The following is a 23,876-nucleotide window of genomic DNA, read 5'->3' on the forward strand; positions in this document are numbered from 1 at the left end:
GGGAGAGAAGGGGGGCTTGCCCTCAAACCTAGGGATCGGGGACTACTACCGCGTCAACGTCAGATGACGTTTGTGTGAACCCGCCGCGGGCACTGGCCGTGACGCCCACCGAGGCGGCCACGATCGCGGCGATCGCGAGCCACTGCAACCCACTCAGCTGCTCGCCCAGGACCACCAGCGCGGCCAGGGCGGCGGCGGCCGGCTCCAGGCTCATCAGGATGCCGAAGGTGGCCGGGGCCAGGGTCCGCAGGGCGGCCAGCTCCAGGCTGTAGGGGATCACCGAGCTGAGCAGGCCGATCGCGATCCCGACCCCGATGATCTGCGGGTCCACCAGCGCCGGGTCGCCTGCGGGGAGCGCGACCGGAAGCAGCCAGACGGTGGCGATCACACTGGCGACGGTCAATCCGTCCAGGCCGGGCCATCGTCGTCCGGTGTTGGCGCTGAGCAGGATGTAGGCGGCCCATGCGGCGCCGGCCAGCAGCGCGAAGCCGACCCCGACGGGGTCGATGGCCGAGCTGTCGAAGCCGAGCAGCACCACGCCGGCGGCGGCGAGCCCCACCCACAGCAGGTCGCGGACGCGACGCGAGGAGAGCAGTGCCACCGAGAGCGGTCCGACGAACTCGATGGTGACCGCGAGCCCGAGCGGGATCCGCGCGAAGGACTGGTAGATCGACCAGTTCATCACCGCCAGGCTGGTGGCATAGCCGAGCACCACCAGCCAGTCGGCACGGCTGCGACCGCGCAGCGAGGGCCGGACGACCAGCCCGAGCAGCACAGCGCTGGTGGCGAGCCGGAAGAGGACCAGGGTGGCCGGCTCCGCCTGGTCGAAGATGTGCTTGGCGAGCGCGGCGCCGACCTGCACCGAGGCGATGCCGATCAGCACGAAGAGCACGGCACGGCGCACGCGGTCTCCTCCTGCTGGTCTGTTGGGGCGGAATCGTCCTAGGCTTCGCAGCATGCCATTCCTCGTCGAGCGCAGCATCACGGTCGTTGCTGACCCCGACCAGATCCGTCCGTGGATCGAGGACTTCCACCGCTGGCGCTCCTGGTCGCCCTGGGAGGGCCTGGACCCGGCCATGGCACGCACCTTCAGCGGACCGGAGCACGGCGTCGGTGCGAGCTACGCCTGGAGCGGCAACCGGAAGGCGGGCGCCGGCAGCATGCGGATCACCGACTCCGCGCCCGCGCGGCTCGACGTGGAGCTCACCTTCCTCAAGCCGTTCAAGGCCGTCAACCAGGTCACCTTCCTGCTCGCCCCGGTGGCGGCGGGCACCGAGATCACCTGGCAGATGCGCGGCGAGCAGAACGGCCTGATGAAGCTGCTCGGCAAGGTGTTCAGCATGGACAAGATGGTCGGCAAGGACTTCGAGCGTGGGCTGCGCCAGCTCAAGGAGACCGTCGAGCAGAGCCGCTGAGCGCGGCCCGGAGCCGTCCACCTGGTGAGGTGGGATCGTCTCGTAGGCGTGGACACCCCCGGCCGGCGATGCAGGCCGCAGGTCTACGATGCGGGACATGAGTGAGTTCGACATCAAGCCCCGGTCCCGCGACGTCACAGACGGTATCGAGAAGGCGGCCGCCCGCGGCATGCTCCGTGCGGTAGGCATGGATGACGACGACTTCGCGAAGCCGCAGATCGGCGTCGCGTCCTCGTGGAACGAGATCACTCCCTGCAACCTCTCGTTGGACCGCCTGGCCAAGGCCGTGAAGAACGGCGTGCACGCGGCCGGCGGCTACCCGCTGGAGTTCGGCACCATCTCCGTCTCCGACGGCATCTCGATGGGCCACGACGGCATGCACTACTCGCTGGTGAGCCGCGAGGTCATCGCCGACTCCGTCGAGGTCGTGATGAGCGCCGAGCGCCTGGACGGCTCGGTGCTGCTGGCCGGCTGTGACAAGTCGCTGCCGGGCATGCTGATGGCGGCTGCCCGCCTCGACCTGTCCAGCGTCTTCCTCTACGCCGGCTCCACCATGCCGGGCAGCGTGGACGGCAAGGACGTCACCATCATCGACGCCTTCGAGGCCGTCGGCGCCTGCCTGGCGGGCAAGATCACCGAGGACGAGGTCAAGCGCGTCGAGAAGGCGATCTGCCCCGGCGAGGGTGCCTGTGGCGGCATGTACACCGCCAACACCATGGCCTCGATCGGCGAGGCGCTGGGCATGAGCCTGCCGGGCTCGGCCGCGCCGCCGGCGGTGGACCGTCGTCGTGACGGCTTCGCGCACCGCTCGGGCGAGGCGGTGGTGAACCTGCTCAAGCACGGCATCACCGCGCGCCAGATCATGACCCGCGAGGCGTTCGAGAACGCGATCGCGATCACCATGGCGCTGGGTGGCTCCACCAACGCCGTCCTGCACCTGCTGGCGATCGCCCGCGAGGCCGACGTCGACCTGGAGCTGGCCGACTTCAACCGGATCGGCGACAAGGTCCCGCACCTGGCCGACATGAAGCCGTTCGGCAAGTACGTGATGACCGACGTCGACAAGATCGGCGGCATCCCGGTAGTCATGAAGGCGCTGCTCGACGCGGGCCTGATGCACGGCGACGTGCTGACCGTGACCGGCAAGACGATGGCCGAGAACATCGAGGCGCTGAACCCGAAGAGCGTCGACGGCGCGGTGATCTTCCCGGTCGACAAGCCGATCCACAAGACCGGTGGCCTGACCATCCTCGAGGGCACGCTGGCCCCCGAGGGCGCGGTGATCAAGTCCGCGGGCTTCGACGCCGAGGTGGTCACCGCGACCGCGCGGGTCTTCGACCGCGAGCGCCAGGCGCTGGACGCGCTGGCCGAGGGCAAGATCGTCGCCGGCGACGCCGTGATCATCCGCTACGAGGGCCCCTCGGGCGGTCCGGGCATGCGCGAGATGCTGGCGATCACCGGCGCGATCAAGGGTGCCGGCCTCGGCAAGGACATCCTGCTGATCACCGACGGCCGCTTCTCCGGTGGCACCACCGGTCCGTGCATCGGACACGTCGCCCCCGAGGCCAGCCACGGCGGCCCGATCGCGTTCGTCCGCGACGGCGACCGGATCACCCTGGACATCCCGAACCGCTCGCTGGAGCTGCACGTCGACGCCGACGAGCTCGAGCAGCGCAAGCAGGGCTGGACCCCACAGCCCCCGAAGTTCACCCACGGCGTGCTCGGCAAGTACTCCAAGCTCGTGCAGTCCGCCAGCAAGGGCGCCGTCACCAGCTGACACCAGAACGCTCTCTTCTGGATAGTCCCTGACGTTTTCGTGGTTTCTGCGTTCCAAAACCACGAAAACGTCAGGGACTATCTCCCACGAAGGCCGGTCCGTCTCCACAGGGGACGGACCGGCTTCGTTCGTGGGGGCGGGTCAGCGGGCGAGCAGGACGCCGTCGATGCGGACCCGCTTGCCGGTGCGGCTGGTCACGGTGATGGTCAGCTTGCCGGTGCGCACTCCGGAGAAGGTGCCGAGGGTGACCACCTTGCGAGCCCCCGAGCCGGACAGCTTGCGGGTCCAGCTGCGGCCGGCGAACCGAACCTTGACCGTGCCGCCGCCGCGCACCTTCGCCACCACCAGCGCGACCCGCTTGGCCTGGACGCCGGGGTAGACCAGCCGGGCGCCCTTGCGGCGCGTCTCCAGCACCGTGCCGCGGTAGTGCTTCGCGCCGGTGCGCTTCTTCCAGCCCGCGCTCCGCTTCGCGGTGCGGTCGTCGGTCGGCGTCGTCGTGCAACGCTGCGCGGAGAGCAGGCCGAGGTTGCTGACGCCGTCCGTGCTCTGCGCCTGGTAGCAGTAGGTGCGGCCCGGCAGCAGCCCCGCCACCGCACTGGAGCCGGCGCTGTCGTGGACCACCGGGGTGGCCGCGCCGAAGCCGCCGTTCCAGCGCGCGCTGCGCTGCCAGAGATCCGTGCTCGCGACCGCTGAGAATCGATCCGAGGCGCTCCAGGCGACCACGTGCTTCGCGCTCATCCGGTGTGCCGGCAGCGCCGCGAGCGACGTCGTCGGGCCGGCCAGGTCGAGCACGCTGGCATGCACCTGGCCCTGGGCCGGGTTCGCCGCCTTCATCACCCCGGCGAGCAGCACGTTGCCCTGGCCGTCACCGGCGACCCGGGTCGCCTCGCTGACGAAGCCGAGAGGTCCGCTGTCGAAGACGGTCAACGGCTGCAACGGGTGCGCCCGGTAGGCGGCCAGCTGCCGGCCGTTGCCGGACAGGCCGATCAGGTAGGTGCCGCGGGCGCTGATCGAGGTGCGCGGCGCGCCCGGAGTGGTCACCGCGGCGGGAAGCGAGACCGTGCCCGCCTTCCACTCGCCGGTCCGCTCCCGGGTGGCGTAGCCGATCCCCTCATCGCCGTCGTCGGTGGAGCGCCAGGCGGTGATCGCGGTGCCGTCGTCGTTCTGGCTGACGCTCGGCAGCATCGCGTCCTGGCCGGACGGCGACACGAAGTTGGGGGCGCCCACCACGCCGCTGGGCTGGATCTTGGTGGCTTGGATCCGGGTGTCGTCGCCCTGGGCTCCCGCGTAGACCACGGTGGTGAAGCCGTCGGCGCTGATCGCCGCGTCGACGAAGGGCAGGTGCTGGCCCGGGAAGGAGACCCCGGTGGAGGCGGCCCAGGTCGAGGAGCCGGCCGCCAGTCGGCTGCCGCGGATCTGGCTCTGCGGGCCCTGCACGTCGTACCAGGCCACATAGGCGGTGCCGTCGGGGGCAGCGGCCAGGGTCGGCAGGAAGGCCGAGTCGTCGGAGACCACGCTGGTCGCGTGCACGGCGCCCTTCTTCTGCAACGAGACCCGGACCTGGTTGTCGGCGCCGTCGGCGGCGCCGTAGGCGGCGAGGAGTCGCCCGGACGCGTCCAGGGCCACCTCCGCGCGGCTGGTCACGTCCTCGTCGATCGGCGAGATCAACGCCCGGCCGTCCCAGCCGACGCCGTTGGCCAACCGCCGCGAGGCGGCCAGGCGCATCCGGTTCGCGGCGTCCAGCGAGGACCAGGTGACGACGGCGTCCCCGGCCGCGTTGATCGCCACCGACGGGGTGTGCGCGTCGGTGCCGGCATCCGAGACGGTGACCGGTGCCGACCAGTCGCCGCCCACCGAGGAGGCGGCCTGCACCCGGTCGTGGTCCCCGTCGCTGCGCAGCCAGACCGCGACGGCGTCGCCGTCCGCGGCCATCGCGACCTCCGCATCCTGGGGCAGCGAGCCGTTGCCGCTGACCGACTCCGAGTTCGTCCAGCCCGCCGCCTGGGTGGGCAGGGGAGTCAGGACGGCGGCGCCGACCGCGGTAGCGGCCAGGGCGCCGATGAGAGTGCCTCGCATGGTGGTGCCTTCCTCGAGATGGTGAGTTCGTGGCTCCAACCTCCGTCGTCGAACGGGTGCGAGACATCGGTGCCGGCCACGTAGTCAACGCCTGCGGCTACGTAGTGGCGCCACCCCAGAACCGCCCACGGCGGCCCGGCGACGCCCCTATGCTGACGGCGTGAAGTGTCCGGTTCTGCTCGCGCGGAACGAGGAATTGGACGACCTCGGGCGCATGGTCGACGACGCGATCGGCGGGTCGGGGCGCTTGGTGTTCCTGCGGGGTGACGCCGGGGTGGGCAAGTCACGGCTGGTCGACGCCGCGGCGCGAGCAGCCCGGGAGCGGGGCGCAGCAGTGCTCTCCGGGCGGGCGGCTCGCAGCAGCACGCCGACGCCGCTGCGCCCGTTCGGTGAGGCGATGCTCGCCTGGCTGCGCGAGCACGAGCTGCCCCAGCACCCGGCGTTGGCGCCGTTCCGTCCGTCGCTGGCGCGGCTGGCGCCGCAGCTCGGCGTCGACCCCGCCGGCGAGCAGGGCACCTCGCTCTTGCTGCTGGGCGAGGGGCTGTTGCGGCTCGGCACGCACCTGCCCGGCACCGCGACGGTGCTGGTGCTGGAGGACCTGCACTGGGCCGACCCCGAGACCCTGGCCGTCGTCGAGTACCTGGGCGACAACCTGGAGAACGTGCCGATGCTGGTGATCGCCACGGTCCGCACCGAGGAGAGCGGGAGCGTCGACGAGGTGGCCGACGCACTCGCCAACCGCGGCGCGGCCCGGATCGTCGGGCTCCGCTCCCTGGACGTCACCGCGGTCCGCGGCCTGGTCGCCGCCTGCCTCGACGACGCCCCGCCGGTCGGCGTCGCGGAGTTCGTCGCCGAGCACTGCCAGGGCCTGCCGCTGCTGGCCGAGGAGCAGCTCGCGGGCCTGATCAGCACTGGGGCGCTGGTCCGCGGCGATGCGGGCTGGCAGGCCAGCACCCCGTTCCAGCCGGGCATCCCACCGAGCCTGGCACGCAACGTGGAGCAGCGCCTGGAGCGGCTGTCCCCGTCGGCACGACGCTTCGCGGACGCCGCCTCGGTGCTGGGTGCCGAGTTCGACTGGCGCCTGGTCGCCCGGGCCCTGGGCAGCGCCGAGGTGGAGGCGCTGAGCCAGCTGCGCGGCCTGGTCGAGCAGCAGCTGGTGGTCGCCAGTGAGGACGCCTTCGCCTTCGGCCACGCGCTGGTGCGGGAGATCGTGCGCGGCACCTTGCTGGTGCCGGAGCAGCGGGCGCTGGCCGGGCTGTTGGCCAGCGCCGCAGCCGGCGGCGACAGCGTCGACGACGCCGTCCTCGCCGAGCTGCTGAGCCAGGCCGGGCGTCGCGAGGAGGCGGCGGGTGCCTGGTTGGCGGCCGCGCGTGACGCGATCCGCCGCGGTGCGCTGGCCACGGCCCGGGAGATGCTGGCCCGCGCCGAGGAGGCGGCGGAGCCCGACAGCGACGCGGCGACCGAGATCGCCGGCGCCCTGGTCGAGGTGTGGTCCTTCGCCGGCGAGGTGGAGCCGGCGCTGGCTGCGGGGCGCGCCCTGCTCGCGCGGCTGGAGGCCACCGGCGCACCGGCCGCCGAGCGTGAGGAGGTGGCGGTGCGGCTCGCGCGCGCCGCCGTCACCGGGGCCCGCTACGACGAGGCGGCCCGGCTGCTGGAGACCGTGCGCAGCCCCGGGCTGCGGCCGGCGGCGGACGTGCTCGGGGCATGGGTGGAGTACGGCAACGCCCGCTTCGATGCGGCGGTCGCGCGGGCCCGTGCCGCGCTCGCCGCGCTGGGCCCGGCCGCGGACCAGCTCGCCTGCGAGGCCTGGGAGGTGATCGGCACCGTCGAGCGTGGGCGTGACGTGGTGGCTGCGGAGGTCGCCTTCGAGGAGGGCTACCGGAGCGCCGATGTGCTCGGCTCGGACCACTGGCGCAGCCGGCTGCTGAGCGGCCTGGTCAGCGTCGAGCTGGCCGGACGGCGCCCGCGCGAGGAGCGCTTCGTCGCCGCCCGGGACGCTGCGCTCGCCTCGGGGGCGGTCGCCACCGCGGCCCGGCTCGAGCTGGACCTCAACGTGCTCCGGCTGCGCGAGTTCGATCTGGAGCGGGCGATGCTGGCCGCGGACGCCTCGGTGGCCCAGCTGGCGCGGCTCCGGCTTCCGCTGCACGGCCCGGCCCTGCTGTTGCGGGCCTTCGGCCACGGCCTGGCGGGTCGCGAGGCGGAGATGGAGCGCGACCTGGCCGCCGGGAAGGCCGTCGACCCCGACGACGTGGTGGTTCGCGCCGGCGAGCACGGGCATGTGCGGGCACCCGTGGCGCTGGCCCGCGGTCGCTACGAGCTGGCCCGCACCGAGTTCGCGACGGCGATGGATCTCTACCGCGCGCACCCGGGTCAGCTCTTCTCGATGCGCGGCATCTGGGCTCTGCTGGAGACCGCCCTCGGCGACGGCGACGCGGGCGAGCGGGCGCGCGCCGAGGTCCGGGCCGGGGAGCAGGCATCCAGTCCGCACAACTGGTTCGCGCTCCAGTTCGCGGAGGCGGTCGCCGCCGGTCGCCGGGGCCAGGGCGAGGAGGCCGCCCGGCTCTTCGCGGACGCCGACTGGACCCAGCCCGGGCCGCTGCCCTGGATGGAGGCGCATCTGCGGATCGTGGTCGCGCGCGAGGCCGCACGCGACGGCTGGGGTGAGCCGCAGACCTGGTTCCGCCAGGGCCTGGAGCGGTTGGTGGAGCTGGGGCAGGGCGAGGGCGCTGCGGCGTGCCGGGCGTTGATGCGCGAGGCCGGCGTGGCGGTGCCGCGCCGGATGCCGGGCAGCGACCGGGTGCCCGCGCACCTGAGCCGGATCGGCGTCACCGCGCGCGAGTTCGAGGTGCTGGAGCTGGTGGTGTCGGGGCTGAGCAACCAGGCGATCGCTGATCGGCTGGTGCTCTCGGTGCGCACCGTCGAGGTGCACGTGGCCCGGTTGTTGCAGCGCACCGGGGCGCGGGGCCGTGCCGACCTCGCCGCTCACCTGGCGCGCTGATCGCCCGGCGCCCGGGGGAGTGGCGGGNNNNGCGGCTTCGCCCGGCCGGCGACCTCCTCCGCGACCAGCACCTCCTCGATCCGCCAGGAGCCGGCCGCGGGGAGAGCGGCGACCGCCCTCGCCAGCGCGTCGGCCGAGCTCGCGGAGTCGGTCTCGATCACCAGGGTGAGCAGCCCGCCTCTCGCCCACAGCAGGCGGGCGCCCTCGAAGCCCGGCAGGTGGCGCAGCCAGCCGAGCAGCTCACGCTGGACGATCGCCACGGTCGTGACCGCCCCGCTCTCGATGCGCACCCTCACCAGTGCCGGCATGGTGACCTCCTCGGGTCGGACTCGGTGTCGCGCGTCGTCCTCGACTCTGCGCGGACCGGGCCGGCGGGACATCCGTGGCGAGTACCTAGCCAAGGCCGTCGGCCAGGGGTGTGGGTCAGGCGGGCCTGGCCCGAACGGTGCCGAGGGTCCCGGGTGCTGATGGCCCAGGTGGGTGGTTCCGTTCGCCGAGCGGCGGAATTGCCGGAACTCGGCTTGGACGCGGTCCGCGACGGAGTGAGGATGGACCCTTCTCGGGTCTTCTGTCGTGCTCCTTGCGAATCGAGTGACCAACCATGCGAACCTCCTTGGCACGGGTCCTCGGCCTGCTTCTCCTCGTGGCAGCTGTCGGGGCCCTGCCGGCACCGTCTGCCGGCGCGGACCCCACGGCACCCACCGACGCCCCGCAGTCCGCGGCATCCGTGGCACCTGGTGACCCGGCGCGACCCGCCCAGGTTGCGCCCCCGGTCACCGCACGGGCGGCCGCGACCACCCCGACCGTCGTCTGCGCGGCCAAGCGCGGCGGTGCGATCCGGGTTCCGGCCGGGCGCAGCTGCAAGGGCCGCGAGCGCAAGGTCACCGTGACCGTCGCCAAGCGCACCTCCTGGTGCCTGGCGCGCAAGGGCGGCGTCACCGACGCCACCAGCAAGAAGCAGACCAAGGCCTGCAAGCGCACGCGGGGCAAGAAGGTCACCGTCCCGAGCAACACCAGCCTCACCCTCTGCGCGCGCACCGACCGTGCCGCGCGGTGGGTCAAGGGAGCGGCGAAGTGCCGCGGCAAGGAGCGGCGCCGGGTCTTCGGCAACGTCGCGCCGACCGCCCTCAGCGCTACCGGGCTGCAGATCGTCGACGGCGCCCCCGTCGGCACGGTCGCTGCCACGCTGAGCGCACGTGACGCCAACGCCGGCGACCGGCTGACCTATCGGCTCAGCGCCGGCGGCGCCGACAACGCCGCGTTCAGCATCTCCGGCCAGCGCCTGCTGGTCGCCAGCCCGCCGGATGTCACGGCCGCGGCGCAGCTCAGTGTCAAGGTCGAGGCTCGCGACCGACTCGGCCGCAGCATGGCGCGGACCTTCACGGTTCAGGTCGCTCCGTTGGGGGTCGACGGCCTGGCGCTGACCCCGGCCCGGGTCGTCGAGAACAGCGCTCCCGGCACCTCCGTCGGTCGGTTGGCGGCGGCGCCGGACAGCGTCCGTGAGGCGCAGTACCGCCTGGTCAGTGGCGAGGGCGACGCCGACAACGCTGACTTCACCCTCTCCGGCGAGGAGTTGCTGACGGCCGTCACCTTCGACCACGAGGCGAGCCCGAGCGCCTCCATCAGGGTCGAGGTCACCCGCGCCGGAGTGGTGCACGAGCAGGCGTTGCTGGTCCAGATCGCCGACGTCAACGAGGCGCCGACCGGATTCGACCTCTCGGTCGTCAACGTTCCCGAGGGCGCCCCGGCCAGCTTCGTCGTCGGCACCGCGCAGAACGTGATCGATCCCGATGCCGCCGAGCAGCACGCCTTCACCGTGGTCACCGGTGGGGCGGAGTTCACCATGGTGGGCGCCGAGCTGCGCACCACCCGCGTGCTCACACCGGGACGGCGGGCTGTCACGGTCCGGGTCGCCGACCGCGGTGGAGCCACCTTCGAGAAGACGGTGAGCGTCAAGGCGCTCAGTGACGCCGAGATCGTGCTCACGCCGTCCCGGATCGACGAGAACGCGCCGAGCGGCACGGTGATCGGTGAGCTGAGCACCCCCAATGCAGAGACGGGGGAGAGCTACGACCTCACGGTCGTTGCCGGCCCGGCCACCGTGGTCGGCACGGAGCTGCGAAGCACCCGCCCCTACGACCACGAGGCCGAGGGGACGATCAGCCTCACGGTCTCCGCCGACAACGGCATCGACGCTCCGGTGGTGGAGACTCTCGCGATCACCGTGGACGACGTCGACGAGGCGCCGGTGACCTCGGCTGACAGCTACTCGGGCGCGATCGGCAACACTCCCGCGGTGCTGGGCCTCGTCGCCACCGCTCCCGCCGTCACCCTGAACGGCGCACTGCCGCTGGCCAACGACGCCGACCCCGAGGGGGAGGCGTTGAGCGTGGTCGCGGCCAGTGGCCTGGCCACCACCCGCGGCGGCACCGCGACGGTCGACGCACAGGGCCGCTTCAGCTACCGCCCGCCGACCGGGGCTCGTGGGGGAGACGACTCCTTCGACGTCCAGGTCACCGACGGCACCCACACCGTCTCCGAGACGATCACGATCGGGCTGCGCGACGTCGCCGTCTGGTACGTCGATGCCGCCGCACCGGCCGGTGGCACCGGCACCGCCTGGGCACCGCTGACCTCGCTCGGCGCGCTGAGCGGGGCCCTCGACGGCGACGCCCCCGGCGACGTGATCCGGCTCGCCGCAGGCAGCCCCGGGCTTCCTGCCGCCGGCCTCGCACTGGAGGCGGGCCAGACCCTGATCGGGGCCGCCCAAGCTTTGGTCGTCGACGGCGTCGAGCTGCTGCCGGCCGGCGGGGCGAGCACGCTCGCCGGCACCGCGAGCGGCGCGCTGGTGCAGCTCGCGCAGGACAGCCGTGTGCTGGGCCTGACCATCGCGCCCACCGGCACCACCGCCGCTCTCAGCGCGACCAACGTCAACAGAGCCACCGTGGAGAGCAGCGTGACGATCGACGCCGCCGGTGGCCGCGCGGTGACGATCACCGGCGGTGGCGGAGACCTGGACGTGCTCGCTCCGATCAGCCTGCCGACCTGGACCGCGGCCGCACCCGACGTCGCCGTCGCGGTGGCGGGACGCACCTCGGGCACGGTCCGGTTCGCAGCGATCAGCACCGAGACCGGTCAGCAGTCCGGCGGCGTCAGCGTGACCTCCACGCTCACCGGAGGAACGGTCGCCTTCACCCAGCCGCTCGGGCTGCGCACCGGGCCCCGGCCGGCGTTCGCGGCGACCGGCGGCACGATCCGCTGGGAGGCCGACAACACCCTGGTCACCACGACCGGCACCCCGCTCACCCTGCAGGACGTCGCCACCGCGGGCACCTCCGCCTTCACCCAGGTCTCCTCGACGGGAGCACCCAGCGGCATCGTCGCGTCAGGTGTCTCCGGCAGCGGCCTGAAGGTCACCGGCGGCACCATCGCCACCTCCACGACGGACGGCGTGCGACTCAGCGGCCTGAAGTCGGCGATCACCCTGGAGGGCCTCACCGTCAGCGGCAGCGCCGGGGACGGACTCCACCTCGAGCAGGCGACCGGCACCGGCAGCCTCACCGTCAGCGGCGGGCAGTTCGCGGGCAACCTCGACGACCACCTGCACGTCCTCGCGCGCGGTGGCGCTCTGGACCCGGTACGGATCCAGAACAACACCCTGACCGGAGACACCCCGGACGCCTGGGGGCAGGGCATCGTGTTGGAGACCGACACCGGCTTCGGCGGCCAGCTGCGCTACGCGGTCGGCAACAACACGATCACCGGGGTCCCGGCCAGCTCGGTGGCCGCGATCGCGGTCGCCGCGCTGGGCGCTGCCGGCGGCGGCGTGCTGAGCGGCACGATCGAGGGCAACCGGATCGGGACGGCGGCGGCTCCCTGCAACGCACTCGTGGACGGCATCCGGGTCACCAACGAGGACGGCACTCTGGGGGCCGTCACCCGGATCGCCAACAACAACATCTCCGGGTGCCGGACCGGGATCAGGCTGCGCGCCACCGGCGGGGCGGCCGCCCTGAACGCCACCGTGGTCAGCAACGTGGTCGGCAACCGGGCCGCGACGGCCGAGTACGGCATCAGCGCCGAGTTCGGCGTACAGGCGGCCGACACCGGGGTCTCCTGCCTGGACACGGCCGGGAACGTGGCGACCGGCGGCGGCACGATGGCCGGGCTCCGGCTCCGCAAGCCGTACGGCCAGCTGAGGCTGCCGGGCTACGCGGGCAGCAGCACCAGTGCCTCGGGCGTTCAGGGCTATCTCCTCGGCCGGAATCCGACCAGCTCGTCGGCCGAGGTGTCCGCGCAGGTGTCCGGGAGCTTCGTCAACATGCCCTGTCAGACCCCGAACTGATCGGAATCCCATGTCAGAACCGTTCCTCGGCGAGATCCGGCTGATGTCGTTCGCCTACCCACCGAAGAATTGGGCGCTGTGCAACGGCCAGATCCTGTCCATCGCCCAGAACACGGCACTCTTCTCACTGCTCGGCACCACCTACGGTGGCAACGGGCAGACCACCTTCGCGCTCCCGGAGCTGCGCGGCCGGGTGCCGTTGGGATGGGGCGACGGATTCGACCTGGGCCAGACGGGTGGCGAGACCGCCCACACCATCACCCTGGCTGAGATGCCCACCCACGTCCATCAGCTGACGGCGAGCACCGCCCGCGCCTCCAGTGCAGCACCGGCGGGCAATCTGCTGGCGGCGGCGAAGGCGGGCTATCGCCCACCGGGGAGCGTGGTCGCGCTCCGCGCCGATGCGCTGACCAACGTCGGTGGCACCCAGCCGCATGAGAACCGGCAGCCGTTCCTGACGATGAGCTTCTGCATCGCGATGGCCGGCATCTACCCGTCCCGAGACTGAGAGGAGCGATCATGGCGAATCCCTACATCGGCGAGCTCCGGCTCTTCGCCGGCAACTTCCCACCCAACGGCTGGATGCTCTGCAACGGCGCGCTGCTCCAGATCAGCCAGTACGACACGCTGTACGCCCTGATCGGCACCACCTACGGCGGCGACGGGCAGAGCACCTTCCGGCTTCCGGACCTGCGGGGGCGCGTTCCGATCCATCAGGGGAACACGTACACCATCGGCGAGACCGGCGGTGTCGAGCAGGTCACCCTGACCGCGCAGCAGCTGCCCTCGCACAGTCACGCCCTGCTGGCCAACCCCGGCGCCGGCACCGTGAACTCGCCCGCCGGAGCGATGCCGGCAGCCGGGCCGCAGGGGCTCTACAGCGAGGGCGCGGGTGACGCCCTGCTCGCTCCCTCGGCGGTGACGCCGGTCGGCGGCTCGCAGCCGCACGAGAACCTGCAGCCGTACCTGGCCCTGAACTACATCATCAGCCTCTTCGGCATCTTTCCCTCACAGTCCTAGGAGCGTGGGAAATGGCAGACCCCTTCGTGGCCGAGATCCGGCTCTTCCCCTTCAACTTCGCCCCCCGCGGGTGGGCGCTGTGCCAGGGACAGCTGTTGCCGATCAGCCAGAACACGGCACTCTTCTCCCTGCTCGGCACCATGTACGGCGGGAACGGGCAGACCAACTTCGCGCTGCCGGACCTGCAGGGCCAGGTGGCGATGAGCGCCGGCCAGGGCCCGGGGCTGAGCGAGTACGTCGAGGGGCAGACCGGCGGCAGTGCCACGGTCACCCTGCTGCAGTCCGAGATGCCGACCCACGCCCACCAGGTCCGGGCAGCGAGCACGTCGGCAGATCTCCGGGCACCCACCGGCACCCGGGTGCTCGCCGCGCCGGGCTCCGGAGCCGCCTATGCCCCGGGCGGAGGCCCCACCACCACCATGGCTCCGCAGACGCTGACCCCGAGCGGCGGCGACCACCCGCACAACAATCTGATGCCCTACCTCACCCTCAACTACTGCATCGCCCTCCAAGGCGTCTTCCCACCACGGTGGTGAGCATCATGCAGGGGGAGATCGACGAGGTGGTGCGCAGCGACCAGGCCTCGGTGACCTCGGTCTTCTGGGCCGACCGCTACCACCAGCTGGCGACGACGGGGCTCGATCCGGCGCTCTCGGAGCAGTTGGCCGACGTCCAGCTGCGGGGGTGGACGCTGATGATCGAGGACGTCGCACGACCGGAGTATCTGGCGCTGTTCCACGACGGGGAGCCGATCGCCGGAGCGGTGATCAGCCGCGGACGGCGGCGCCGGATCGCCTGGATCGGCGTGCATCCCGACCACCGTCGCCGTGGCCACGGGCGGACCATGATGCGGGCCATCTGCGCCCGTGCCGACGGCGACGAGCGGGTCCTCGAGCTCCAGGTCGATCGCACCAACCTGGGGGCGATCGCCCTCTATGCAGATGCCGGGTTCGAGCCGAGCGGCCCGGACGACAGCACGGACCACTTCCTGGTCCGCGAACCCTGTGGGGGCACCGAATGAGTCAGCACACCGAACCCACCCTCACCCGGCGCACCCTCGTCGGCGGGTCCCTGGCGACGGGCACACTGGTCGCGACCGGGGCCGTGTCCGCGACTGCCCCGGCCCAGGCCGCCCCCGGACGCCGGCCTCGGGTCGGCGTGCTGGCCGAACGGCTGCCGACGCGACCGCGGGTCGCTCGGCGGGCCGACGCGCTGGCAGCGGGCCTGGCGATCGGGCTCGGCGTCGCCGACGCGCGGATCCTGCGGGCGGAGACCACCAGCAGCAACGAGGACCTTGCGGCCGCCGTCGAGGAGCTGGTGCGTGCCGGTGCCCAGGTCGTGGTGGCGGCACTCAGCACACCGACCGCGGCCCGGCTCGGCGAGCTCTGCGCCGAGGCGAAGGTGGCCCTGGTGGTGGCGAACTCCGGCGCGCACGTCGTCGACGAGCAGACGGTCGCCGCGGCACCCCGGGCGCTGCACGTCTCGACCCAGCACTGGCAGTCGGCGATGTCGGCCGGCGGTTGGGCGCGCCGCGCCCACGGCCGCCGGATGCACGTGGTGGTGGCCGGTCCGGACGCCGGCTACGACAGCGTCTACGCCCTGCAACGCGGCTTCGCAGCCGCCGGGGGAACGGTGGTCGGCACCAGCCTCACCCACGGCGCGACCCGGCTCGCCGACCTGGTGGCCGACGTCCGGGCGAGCAGGCCGCAGGTGATCGGGGTCTGCGCCACCGGCACCCGCGCCGCCGAGATCGTCAACGCCCTGCGGGGTGCCGGGGTCGGGGTGCCGATCGTGCTGGACCCGTTGGCCGCGGAGTCCGGGGCGATCACCGCGCTCGGGGCCCGGGGCCGTGGCCTGCATCTGGTCGCTCCCCAGGCCGACGCCGGACGGCGTCGGGCACTGGCACGTGCGCTGCGCAGCCGGGGGCACGCGAGTCCCGACGCCTACGCCATCCTGGGCTACGACACCGCGTTGCTGATCGCGGCCGGGGCCCGGCGGCTGGGCTCGCGGAGCTGGTCGTCGCTGCCGGCGGTGCTGGCCGGGGCACGGGTCGCCGGTGTCCGGGGCGTGCAGAAGGTCCATCCGCGCCTGGGCACCGTCTCCACCCCGCTCGCGGTCTACCGGATCAGCCGGGTGGACGGCGCCTCGCGACTGCGGGCCGTCGTCGCGCGGCCGCGGATCGCCGGGGACCGGGCCACCGCGAAGGTGCTGCGGGGCAGGACCGCCTCGGGCTATCTCAACGAATACCTGACGACCTGAGCAGGCGTTGACCTGAGCCGGCGCGCAACCGGATCAGCCGAAGATGGCCTGGTAGGTCAGCACGCCGTCGCGAGGGCCGATCGGGACCAGGAAGAGCAGGTCCTTCTGATCGCCGACCTGGGCCGGATAGCTGTCCTGGCCGAGCTCCTCGCCCTCGGGCCCGGTGAAGAGCAGGGAGCCGCCCGGATGCCCGTCCGGGTTGGCAACGGCCTCCACGACCCGCAGCGTGCGCGGCCCTGCCGAGGTCTCGATCTCGATCTCGGCTCCGAGTCGGGCGGCGAGGGCTGCATAGGTGATCGGCACCCGACAACCGTAGCCGGACGCCGAGGAGGTGGGAGAGTTTGCCCATGACACCTGCCCAGACCCGCAGTGCCGCCGAGGAGTGGTTCGTCGACCAGGGCCTGCCTTACTTCGTCGACTCGTTGCGGGCGCAGGCGCTGGCCGGCCTGCAACGGGGCCGGATGCTGAGCCTGCTGGCCGTCGGCGTGCTGCTCGGGGCGCTGGTCGGCCTGGTCGCCGGGCGTTGGTCGGGGGAGGTCTCGTTGGGGATCTCGGCCGGCGTCACCACCTTGGCGATCGTGGTCAGCGCCTACGGTCTGCTGGCGTTGAAGGCCTGGCTCTGGTTCGGCTGGGCCGCCCGCGAGACGCTCGGCTCACTGGAGCTGGTGGTGCCGTTGGTGACCCGCGCGCTGCCGATGCTGCTGCTCTTCGTCACCTTCCTGTTCATCAACACCGAGGTGTGGCAGGTGGCCGACACCCTCGACGGTGGGGTGATGTGGGCAGCCGTGCTGCTCTTCGCCGGGATCGCGGTGCTCTTCCTGCTCAGCCGGCTGCCCGAGGAGCTGGCCGACTTCGACGACGAGCTGGACGCCGACCGGCTGGTCCGGGCCAGCCAGGGCACTCCGTTGGAGGAGACCGCCAAGGCGCTGGCGGGCGCCGGCGTCGCGCTGCGCGCCGAGGCCACGGTGACCGGGCTGCAGCGCGCCAACCTGATGCTGGTGCTGCTGGTCGCGCAGATGACCCAGGTGCTGCTGCTGGCGCTGGCGATGTTCGCCTTCTTCATCGCCTTCGGGCTGGTGGCGATGGACGACGCCGTCATCGAGGGCTGGCTGGGGCATCCGGTGGAGCCGGTCTTCTGGCTGGTCAACCGGGAGCTGATCCAGGTCGCCACCTTCCTGGCCGCCTTCAGCGGCCTCTACTTCGCCGTCTACGCGGTCACCGACGAGACCTACCGGCGTCAGTTCTTCTCCTCGATCACCGACGAGCTGCAGCGGGCGATCAGCGTGCGGGTCGCGTATCGGTGGCTCGGCGAGGAGATCAGCCGCGCCGAACGCCGCGAGTAGCGGGCGCGGCGCAGTAGCCTGCCCACGCAGCCACCACCGCAGGGAGCATCAATGGATCTCAGCCGCCGCGCCGCCGAGCTCGACGCCGCCGACCCGATCGCGCACTTCCGCTCGCTCTTCGAGGGCAGCGACAGCGACCTGGTCTACCTGGACGGCAACTCGCTGGGCCGGCCGCTGCGCGCGGTGCGCTCGCGGCTCGATGAGTTCGTCACCGGAGCCTGGGGGAGCGGGCTGATCCGCTCCTGGGACGAGGAGTGGATGGAGCTGCCGTTCGCGGTCGGCGACCGGATCGGCGTGCTGGCGCTGGGCGCGGCCCCCGGGCAGACGGTGGTGGCCGACTCGACGTCGGTGATGCTCTACAAGCTGCTCCGCGCCGCCGTCGACCGGCAGCAGGCGCTCGATCCGGCGCGTTGCGAGATCGTGGTGGACGAGGCGAACTTCCCGACCGATCGCTACCTGGTGGAGGGGATCGCCGCCGAGCGCGGCCTCGACCTCCGGTGGCTGACGCCGTCGCCCGAGCTGAGCACCGAGCAGGTGACGGCGGCGCTGGGGCCGCGCACGGCGGTCGTGCTGTTGAGCCACATCACCTACCAGTCCGGGCAGATCGCGGACGTCGCGGCGATCACCGCTGCCGCGCATCGCGCCGGTGCGCTGGTGTTGTGGGACCTGTGCCACTCGGCGGGTGCGGTGCCGATCGAGCTGGACCGCTGGCAAGTGGACCTGGCGGTCGGCTGCACCTACAAGTACCTCAACGGCGGCCCGGGGTCGCCGGCGTTCGGCTACGTCGCCGTCCGGCACCAGGCCGCGTTGCGCCAGCCGCTGCAAGGCTGGATGGGGCACGCCGAGCCGTTCGTGATGGGGCCGGGCTACCGGCCCGCGGACGGGATGCGCCGCTTCCTCACCGGGACGCCGCCGGTGCTGGCGATGCAGCCGCTGATCGCCTTCCTGGACGTCTTCGCCGACGCCGGGATCGAGGCGGTCCGGGCGAAGGGCGTGGCGCTGACCGAGTTCGCGATCGCGATCAGCGACGAGCTGCTCGCACCGTTGGGGGTGCAGGTCGGCTCGCCGCGTGCGGCGGCCGACCGGGGCAACCACGTGCTGCTGCGGCACCCACGGATGCGTGAGGTGACCGCAGCGCTGTGGCAGCGCGACGTGATCCCGGACTTCCGCGAGCCGGACGGCCTGCGGATCGGGCTCTCGCCGCTCTCCACCAGCTTTGCCGAGGTGGCCCGAGGCCTGAGCGTGGTCGCCGAGCTCCTCACCGCCCGCTTAATGTGACCTCAGCGCTCGAAATTCCACGCTGAGCGCGCTCTGAGGTCACATTGAGTCAGGGGCAAGCGCAGCGGAGTTACGGTACGCTCAACTGGAAACACGTGTTGTCAACTTCCGGGGAGTGCCGATGCCGCTCGCAGTCGAAGGCTCGACGACGGCCGGCCAGGTGCCGCCGTGGCATCCGAGTCAGCCGCACCACGAGCTCGCTGACGACGTCCGCTGGTGGATGGGGATGCCCGTCGCGTTCGGCCTCTTCGGGCGGCTCGCCCTCGACCAGGTCGCCTACCGGGAGGTGGCGGCCGCCGTCGACGCGACCGGACGGTTCGCCGAGAACTTCACCAACCGCGGCATTCGCAGCTACCTCTGGGGACCGCTGCTGCTCTTCGGCGACGACGCCGACCGGCGCGCCACCGCCGATCGCCTCAAGCAGATGCATGGAGCGGTCCGGGGCAAGGGCACCGGCCACTTCGCCGGCGAGCGGTTCAGTGCGCTCAACCCGGACGTGTGGAAGTGGGTCGGCACCAGCAGCATGCTGGTCTTCTACAACGGCTACCTGGCCACCTACGGCGCCGGACTCGACGCCGAGCAGCGCGAGGTCGTCTACCGGACCTGTCTGGTGATGAGCGAGGTCGACCTGGCCAGTGCCCGCAGCGAGGTGCCGCGGACGGTGGCCGAGATGGAGGCCTACTACGAGCAGGTCGCCAGCACCGTGCTGGCCGACAACGAGTTCCTGCACTGGGCCAACGCGAGCTTCGACGCGCTCCCGGTGCCGACGCTGATCGGACCGCGCTGGCTGCACCTGCTGATCACCCCGGCCTGGCGGGCGCTGACCCCGGCCCTGTCGCGCCCGGCCCGGATCTGCGGCGAGGGCGCGGCGCACCCGCGGATGCGCGAGCTGCTCGGGGTCCGCTGGACCCGGGCTCGGCAGCGCGAGTACCGGCTCTACCTGGCCGGCATCCGGTTGTTCCGCCGGGTGCTCCCGCCGTGGCTGCTGATGGAGCCGCTCGCCTACAACCGCTACCGGTACGAGCGCCTCCGCGCCGCCTACGCCAAGCCCCAGCTCACCACCTTCGCCCCGACCCCGCCCTCCTAGCCCCGAACTTGCGCTTGTTCCCCCCGAACCTGCGCTTGTTCCCGCCGAACCTGCGCTTGTTCCCCCCGAGCTTGCGCTTGTTCCCGCCGAACCTGCGCTTGTTCCCGCCGAGGTTGCGGAAATGGCAGCCGAGGGCGCACCGATGCCAGCCGAGGTTGCAGAAATGGCAGCCGAGGGTGCAGGCGTGATGCTTCGCCAGGGGCCTGAACCCGACCACCGCCGCGCAGGCTTGGGCGGTTCGCTACCTTGTCGCCATGGCGAAGAAGAAGAAGTTCTCCGAGCTGACCGGCACCCAGCAGGCTGGCGTCGTCGCCCTCTCGGCGGTGCAGATCGCCCTGAGCGTGTGGGCAGGCAAGGACCTGAAGGACCGTCCGGCCGACCAGGTCCGGGGCTCGAAGATCCTGTGGGGCCTCGCGTTGCCGATCCAGCCGTTCGGGCCGGTCGGCTACCTGGTGCTGGGCCGCAAGCGCTGACCCCGGCTCGCCCCTGACGCGAAGACCGGTTCGGCACGGAGCGCCGAGCGGTTCGGGTTGGCGGGTGACCGGGGCGTGCGTGAGGGTGGGGTCATGGACCAGCGGATCAGCTTCGTGACGCTCGCCGTCGCCGACCTCGACGCCACCCGAGCCTTCTACCTCGACGGACTGGGGTGGCGGGCCGAGCTCGACGTGCCGGGCGAGGTGCTGATGATCCGCGCCGGGGCGCAACTCGTCCTCTCCCTGTGGGATGCCGGCGCCTTCGAGCGCGAGGTCGGCCCGATCGTCCGCGGTGACGGCGTCGCGCCGATCACGCTCGCGCACAACGTGCCGCACCGGGCCGAGGTCGACGAGGTCCTGGCCGTCGCTGCCGCAGCCGGAGCCGAGGTCGCGCCGGCCGAGGACCGCGACTGGGGTGGCTACACCGGCTACTTCGCAGACCCTGACGGCTTCCGCTGGGAGATCGCCTGGAACCCCGGCCCGATCGGGCGCCTGGTGCTGGGAGAGGAGCAGTGAGCGTTCGGCTGCCACGAGCCCTGCGCGCGGGCGACCGGGTCGGCGTCACCAGTCCGTCCAGCGGCGTCCCCGAACAGTTGCGCGAACGGCTCGCGGTCGCCGTCCGCAGCCTGGAGGCGCGCGGCCTCGAGGTCGAGGTGGGGCGTTGCATCGGCGCCCCCTCGCACGTCTCGGCGCCTCGCGAGGAGCGCGCCGAGGAGCTGATGCGGATGCTGCTCGACCCTGCGATCGCGGCAGTCGTGCCGCCGTGGGGCGGTGAGACCGGCATCGACCTGCTGGACCTGCTCGACTTCGAGGCGCTGGCTGCGGCCGATCCCTGCTGGCTGGTCGGCTACTCCGACCTGACCACGGTGATGGTCCCGCTCACGCTGCGCTCGGGCTGGGCCACCCTGCACGGCGGCAACCTGATGGACACGCCCTATCGCGCGGTCGAGGGCACGGCGCACTGGGTCGACGTCGCGATGGCGGAGACGGCGGTCGACCAGCAGTCGCCCGGTCGCTATCGCCACGGCTTCGTCGACTATGCGCGCCACCCGGGTGTGGATCGATACCGGCTCGACGAGCCCGGCGGCTGGCAGGTTCTCTCCGGCGGCGACGTCGAGGTCACCGGCCGGGTGATCGGAGGCTGCATCGAGGTGCTCAGTCCGCTGGCCGCCACTCCCTACGCGGACGTCGCCGCCTTCGGTCGCGAGCATGCCGGCGAGGGCCTGCTGGTCTATCTGGAGGCCTGCGAGTGGAACCCCTATGACGTCGCGCGAGCGCTGCACGGCTTCCGCTTGGCGGGCTGGTTCGCGGACGCGAACGCGGTGCTGATCGGTCGTCCGGCGGCACCGGACGGCGCGAGCTGGACCCAGCACGACGCCGTCCGCGACGCCTTGGGCAGCCTGGAGGTGCCGGTGATCCTGGACGTCGACTGTGGTCACGTCGCCCCGTACCTGCCGCTCGTCAACGGCGTGCCGGCCACGGTCACGGTGCGCGACGGGGTCGGCAGCATCCACCAGGACCTGGCGGCGAGCCGCGCCGAAACCCAGCGGACGGCGGCCCGTCCGGGCTAGCGTCGTGTGCCATGAAGCGTGCCATCGGCGTCATCGCAGCAGGGGCTCTCACCGCATCGCTCGGCACGGGTCTGGCCACGCCCGCAGAGGCCGGCAAGAAGGTCTTCCGCAAGGCGGAGACCTGTGCCTGGTACATGCCGCCGGACTGGGAGGCCGGGCTCAGCCTGAACCTGGAGGTCTCCGCCGGCCACTTCTACGCCGAGGACGGCTCGTCGCTGCCGTGCTACGACCAGTTCTACGACGAGTTCCGGCCGACCGTGAAGCGGTTCAAGGTCACCGTGCGCTGGTACGCCGGCAGCACGCGAATCAAGACCCAGCGTGCCAAGGTGCCGAACACGAGGAGCAGGCACCGCAAGTCGTTCCGCCTGGCCAGCTCCCGCCTGGCCCAGGACGGCACCACCTGGACCTATGCCGGCAAGCGGGTCACCGCGCGGGTCGTCTTCACCAAGCCCGGCTACCGGACGAAGCGGGTGCGCGTCACCCGGTTCGCCTATCCCGCGGAGTGAGCCATCGACGTCCACGATGGGGACCGCTGGAACCCTGGCCGCAACCTGCGACTTAAGGTCACGGGGTGAGTCCTGCCAACGAGTTCGGTCAACCGATCGGCGATGCGCTGCCCGGATGGGTGCCGTGCCCGTTCCCCGACGTGATGGTGATGGCCGGGCGCTGGTGCCGCGTCGAGCCGTTGCTGCAACATCACGCCGACGAGCTCTACGCCGAGCTCGCAGGTGAGGACGACGCCTCGCTGTGGACCTGGCTGGGCGTCGACATGCCCGCCGACCGGGCCGCCTTCATCGACTTCATCGACGAGATGGCGCTGGCCACCGACCGGGTCACCGTGGTGATCCGGGACGCCGACGGCGTGGCCTGCGGGCTGGCCAACTACCTGCGCATCGACCAGGCCTCCGGGTCGGTCGAGATCGGCGGGATCCTCCTGGGCCGTCGGTTGCAGCGCACCGCCGCTGCCACCGAGGCGATGTACCTCCTGGCTCGGCACGTCTTCACGCTCGGCTACCGGCGCTACGAGTGGAAGTGCGACGCGCTCAACGCCGCCTCGCGCGCAGCCGCCGAACGCCTGGGCTTCACCTACGAGGGCACCTTCCGCAAGGCGGTCGTCTACAAGGGCCGCAGCCGCGACACCGCCTGGTTCTCGATCATCGACGACGAGTGGCCCTCGCGAGCGGCAGCGCTCGACGCGTGGCTCGCGCCGGCCAACCTCCCCGACGGCGTGCAGCAGCGCTCGCTGGCCTCCTTCCGCTCCTAGCCCAGCCTGCGCATGTAGCGCGCGAGCTTGCCCTTGTGGGGCGCGAGCTTGCGCTTGCGCAAGCTCGGCGGGAACAAGCGCAAGTTCGGCGGGAACAAGCGCAAGTTCGGCGGGAACAAGCGCAAGTTCGGCGGGAACAAGCGCAGGTTCGGCGGGAACAAGCGCAGGTTCGGCGGGAACAAGCGCAGGTTCGGGGTTGTGGGGGTTCGGGGGCAGTGGCACGGTGGGCTCATGAGCCCGATTCCCGCGTCAGACAAAGAGATCCGCCGGAGCCCGGAGATCGAGGCGGCCGGTCTGCACGACTGGCGGCTGCTGCAGCGCACCTTGGGTGCCCGGTTCACGCTGCCCGACTATGACACCGGGCTGGCCCTGGTCGGGGCGATCGGCGCCGCGGCGCAGGACGCCGACCACCACCCGGACCTCGACCTGCGCTGGGGCCTGCTCGGCGTACGGCTGAGCAGCCACGACGTCAACGGGGTCACCGACCGCGACCTGCGACTGGCCGCGCGGATCTCCGAGCTCGCCGCCGAGCTCGGCGCGAGCGCCGACCCGACCCAGGTGCAGATGGTCGAGCTCGGTCTCGACTCCGCCGACTTCGACGCCGTCCGCCCGTTCTGGAAGGCGCTGTTGGGGATGAAGGAGTCCCGGGCGCTGCCCGACGAGCTCGACGATCCGCGTGGCGACCTGCCCACCCTGTGGTTCCAGGAGACCGACGCGCACCCGACGCCGCGCCAGCGGTTCCACCTCGACGTCTACGTGCCGCGCGACCTCGCCGAGCAGCGGGTCGCGGACGCCCTGGCGGCCGGCGGCACCCTGGTCTCCGATGCCGAGGCACCGGGCTTCTGGGTGCTCGCGGACGCCGAGGGCAACCGCGCCTGCGTCTGCTCCTGCACCTGAGTGCACGCCCGGAGTGCACGCCCGGAGCGCACGCCCGGAGCGCACGCCCGGAGCGCACGTCCGGAGCGGACCC

21 protein-coding genes are annotated in these 23,876 nt (G+C 72.2%); 18 read left to right on the plus strand and 3 right to left on the minus strand.

The window, feature by feature from the left end; all coding sequences use genetic code 11:
• Positions 1–28: 28 nt before the first annotated feature.
• Positions 29–904, minus strand: a complete 876-nt coding sequence (locus ABD151_RS20200; RefSeq protein ID WP_343996658.1) for an EamA family transporter — start codon at positions 902–904, stop codon at positions 29–31.
• A gap of 52 nt (positions 905–956) precedes the next feature.
• On the opposite strand from ABD151_RS20200, the gene ABD151_RS20205 reads away from it, so the two are divergent.
• Both ABD151_RS20205 and ilvD read left to right on the plus strand, forming a co-directional pair.
• Entirely contained in the window at positions 957–1,415 is a 459-nt protein-coding gene (locus ABD151_RS20205) for an SRPBCC family protein (RefSeq protein WP_343996659.1), read from the plus strand.
• 97 nt (positions 1,416–1,512) lie between these two features.
• Positions 1,513–3,192, plus strand: a complete 1,680-nt coding sequence (gene ilvD, locus ABD151_RS20210; protein WP_343996660.1) for a dihydroxy-acid dehydratase — start codon at positions 1,513–1,515, stop codon at positions 3,190–3,192.
• 141 nt (positions 3,193–3,333) lie between these two features.
• Here ilvD and ABD151_RS20215 read toward each other — a convergent pair whose 3' ends face one another.
• Positions 3,334–5,268: a hypothetical protein gene (locus ABD151_RS20215; protein WP_343996661.1), complete on the minus strand. Its 1,935-nt coding sequence runs from the start codon at positions 5,266–5,268 to the stop codon at positions 3,334–3,336.
• A 160-nt stretch (positions 5,269–5,428) separates the two neighbouring features.
• Here ABD151_RS20215 and ABD151_RS20220 point away from each other — a divergent pair, with 160 nt between their 5' ends.
• The 7 genes from ABD151_RS20220 to ABD151_RS20250 all read left to right on the plus strand — a co-directional run bounded on the left by ABD151_RS20220 (position 5,429) and on the right by ABD151_RS20250 (position 15,890).
• On the plus strand, positions 5,429–8,266 hold the full coding sequence (locus ABD151_RS20220) for an ATP-binding protein (RefSeq protein ID WP_343996662.1): 2,838 nt from the start codon (positions 5,429–5,431) through the stop codon (positions 8,264–8,266).
• 601 nt (positions 8,267–8,867) lie between these two features.
• Positions 8,868–12,611, plus strand: a complete 3,744-nt coding sequence (locus ABD151_RS20225; RefSeq protein ID WP_343996663.1) for an Ig-like domain-containing protein — start codon at positions 8,868–8,870, stop codon at positions 12,609–12,611.
• Positions 12,612–12,621: 10 nt separating this feature from the next.
• On the plus strand, positions 12,622–13,119 hold the full coding sequence (locus tag ABD151_RS20230) for a phage tail protein (protein WP_343996664.1): 498 nt from the start codon (positions 12,622–12,624) through the stop codon (positions 13,117–13,119).
• Positions 13,120–13,130: 11 nt separating this feature from the next.
• Positions 13,131–13,631, plus strand: coding sequence for a phage tail protein (locus ABD151_RS20235; RefSeq protein ID WP_343996665.1), 501 nt, complete (start codon positions 13,131–13,133; stop codon positions 13,629–13,631).
• 11 nt (positions 13,632–13,642) lie between these two features.
• Positions 13,643–14,167 (plus strand): phage tail protein, encoded by a 525-nt coding sequence (locus ABD151_RS20240; RefSeq protein WP_343996666.1) that lies wholly within the window; start codon positions 13,643–13,645, stop codon positions 14,165–14,167.
• A 5-nt stretch (positions 14,168–14,172) separates the two neighbouring features.
• On the plus strand, positions 14,173–14,652 hold the full coding sequence (locus ABD151_RS20245; protein ID WP_343996847.1) for a GNAT family N-acetyltransferase: 480 nt from the start codon (positions 14,173–14,175) through the stop codon (positions 14,650–14,652).
• Positions 14,649–15,890, plus strand: coding sequence for an ABC transporter substrate-binding protein (locus ABD151_RS20250; RefSeq protein ID WP_343996667.1), 1,242 nt, complete (start codon positions 14,649–14,651; stop codon positions 15,888–15,890). The genes ABD151_RS20245 and ABD151_RS20250 overlap by 4 nt, the downstream gene beginning before the upstream one ends.
• Before the next feature lie 33 nt (positions 15,891–15,923).
• Here the strand turns inward: ABD151_RS20250 and ABD151_RS20255 are convergent, their stop codons facing one another.
• Positions 15,924–16,193, minus strand: coding sequence for a DUF6916 family protein (locus ABD151_RS20255; protein ID WP_343996668.1), 270 nt, complete (start codon positions 16,191–16,193; stop codon positions 15,924–15,926).
• 44 nt (positions 16,194–16,237) lie between these two features.
• On the opposite strand from ABD151_RS20255, the gene ABD151_RS20260 reads away from it, so the two are divergent.
• The 9 genes from ABD151_RS20260 (at position 16,238) to ABD151_RS20300 (ending at position 23,803) form a co-directional block, all read left to right on the plus strand.
• Positions 16,238–17,233 (plus strand): hypothetical protein, encoded by a 996-nt coding sequence (locus ABD151_RS20260; RefSeq protein ID WP_343996669.1) that lies wholly within the window; start codon positions 16,238–16,240, stop codon positions 17,231–17,233.
• Positions 17,234–17,284: 51 nt separating this feature from the next.
• On the plus strand, positions 17,285–18,511 hold the full coding sequence (kynU, locus tag ABD151_RS20265) for a kynureninase (RefSeq protein ID WP_343996670.1): 1,227 nt from the start codon (positions 17,285–17,287) through the stop codon (positions 18,509–18,511).
• Positions 18,512–18,632: 121 nt separating this feature from the next.
• Positions 18,633–19,598: an oxygenase MpaB family protein gene (locus tag ABD151_RS20270; RefSeq protein WP_343996671.1), complete on the plus strand. Its 966-nt coding sequence runs from the start codon at positions 18,633–18,635 to the stop codon at positions 19,596–19,598.
• A 254-nt stretch (positions 19,599–19,852) separates the two neighbouring features.
• Positions 19,853–20,071: a hypothetical protein gene (locus ABD151_RS20275; RefSeq protein ID WP_343996672.1), complete on the plus strand. Its 219-nt coding sequence runs from the start codon at positions 19,853–19,855 to the stop codon at positions 20,069–20,071.
• A 93-nt stretch (positions 20,072–20,164) separates the two neighbouring features.
• A complete protein-coding gene (locus tag ABD151_RS20280; RefSeq protein ID WP_343996673.1) occupies positions 20,165–20,587 on the plus strand; it encodes a VOC family protein in 423 nt (140 codons plus the stop codon).
• Positions 20,584–21,642: a S66 family peptidase gene (locus tag ABD151_RS20285; RefSeq protein WP_343996675.1), complete on the plus strand. Its 1,059-nt coding sequence runs from the start codon at positions 20,584–20,586 to the stop codon at positions 21,640–21,642. The genes ABD151_RS20280 and ABD151_RS20285 overlap by 4 nt, the downstream gene beginning before the upstream one ends.
• An 11-nt stretch (positions 21,643–21,653) precedes the next feature.
• Positions 21,654–22,148, plus strand: a complete 495-nt coding sequence (locus ABD151_RS20290) for a hypothetical protein (protein ID WP_343996676.1) — start codon at positions 21,654–21,656, stop codon at positions 22,146–22,148.
• A gap of 65 nt (positions 22,149–22,213) precedes the next feature.
• Positions 22,214–22,906, plus strand: coding sequence for a GNAT family N-acetyltransferase (locus tag ABD151_RS20295; RefSeq protein WP_343996677.1), 693 nt, complete (start codon positions 22,214–22,216; stop codon positions 22,904–22,906).
• A gap of 231 nt (positions 22,907–23,137) precedes the next feature.
• Positions 23,138–23,803, plus strand: coding sequence for a VOC family protein (locus tag ABD151_RS20300; protein WP_343996678.1), 666 nt, complete (start codon positions 23,138–23,140; stop codon positions 23,801–23,803).
• Positions 23,804–23,876 lie beyond the last annotated feature (73 nt).

Source organism: Nocardioides dubius, from assembly GCF_039528155.1.
In the GTDB taxonomy this organism is placed as follows: Bacteria; Actinomycetota; Actinomycetes; order Propionibacteriales; family Nocardioidaceae; genus Nocardioides; species Nocardioides dubius.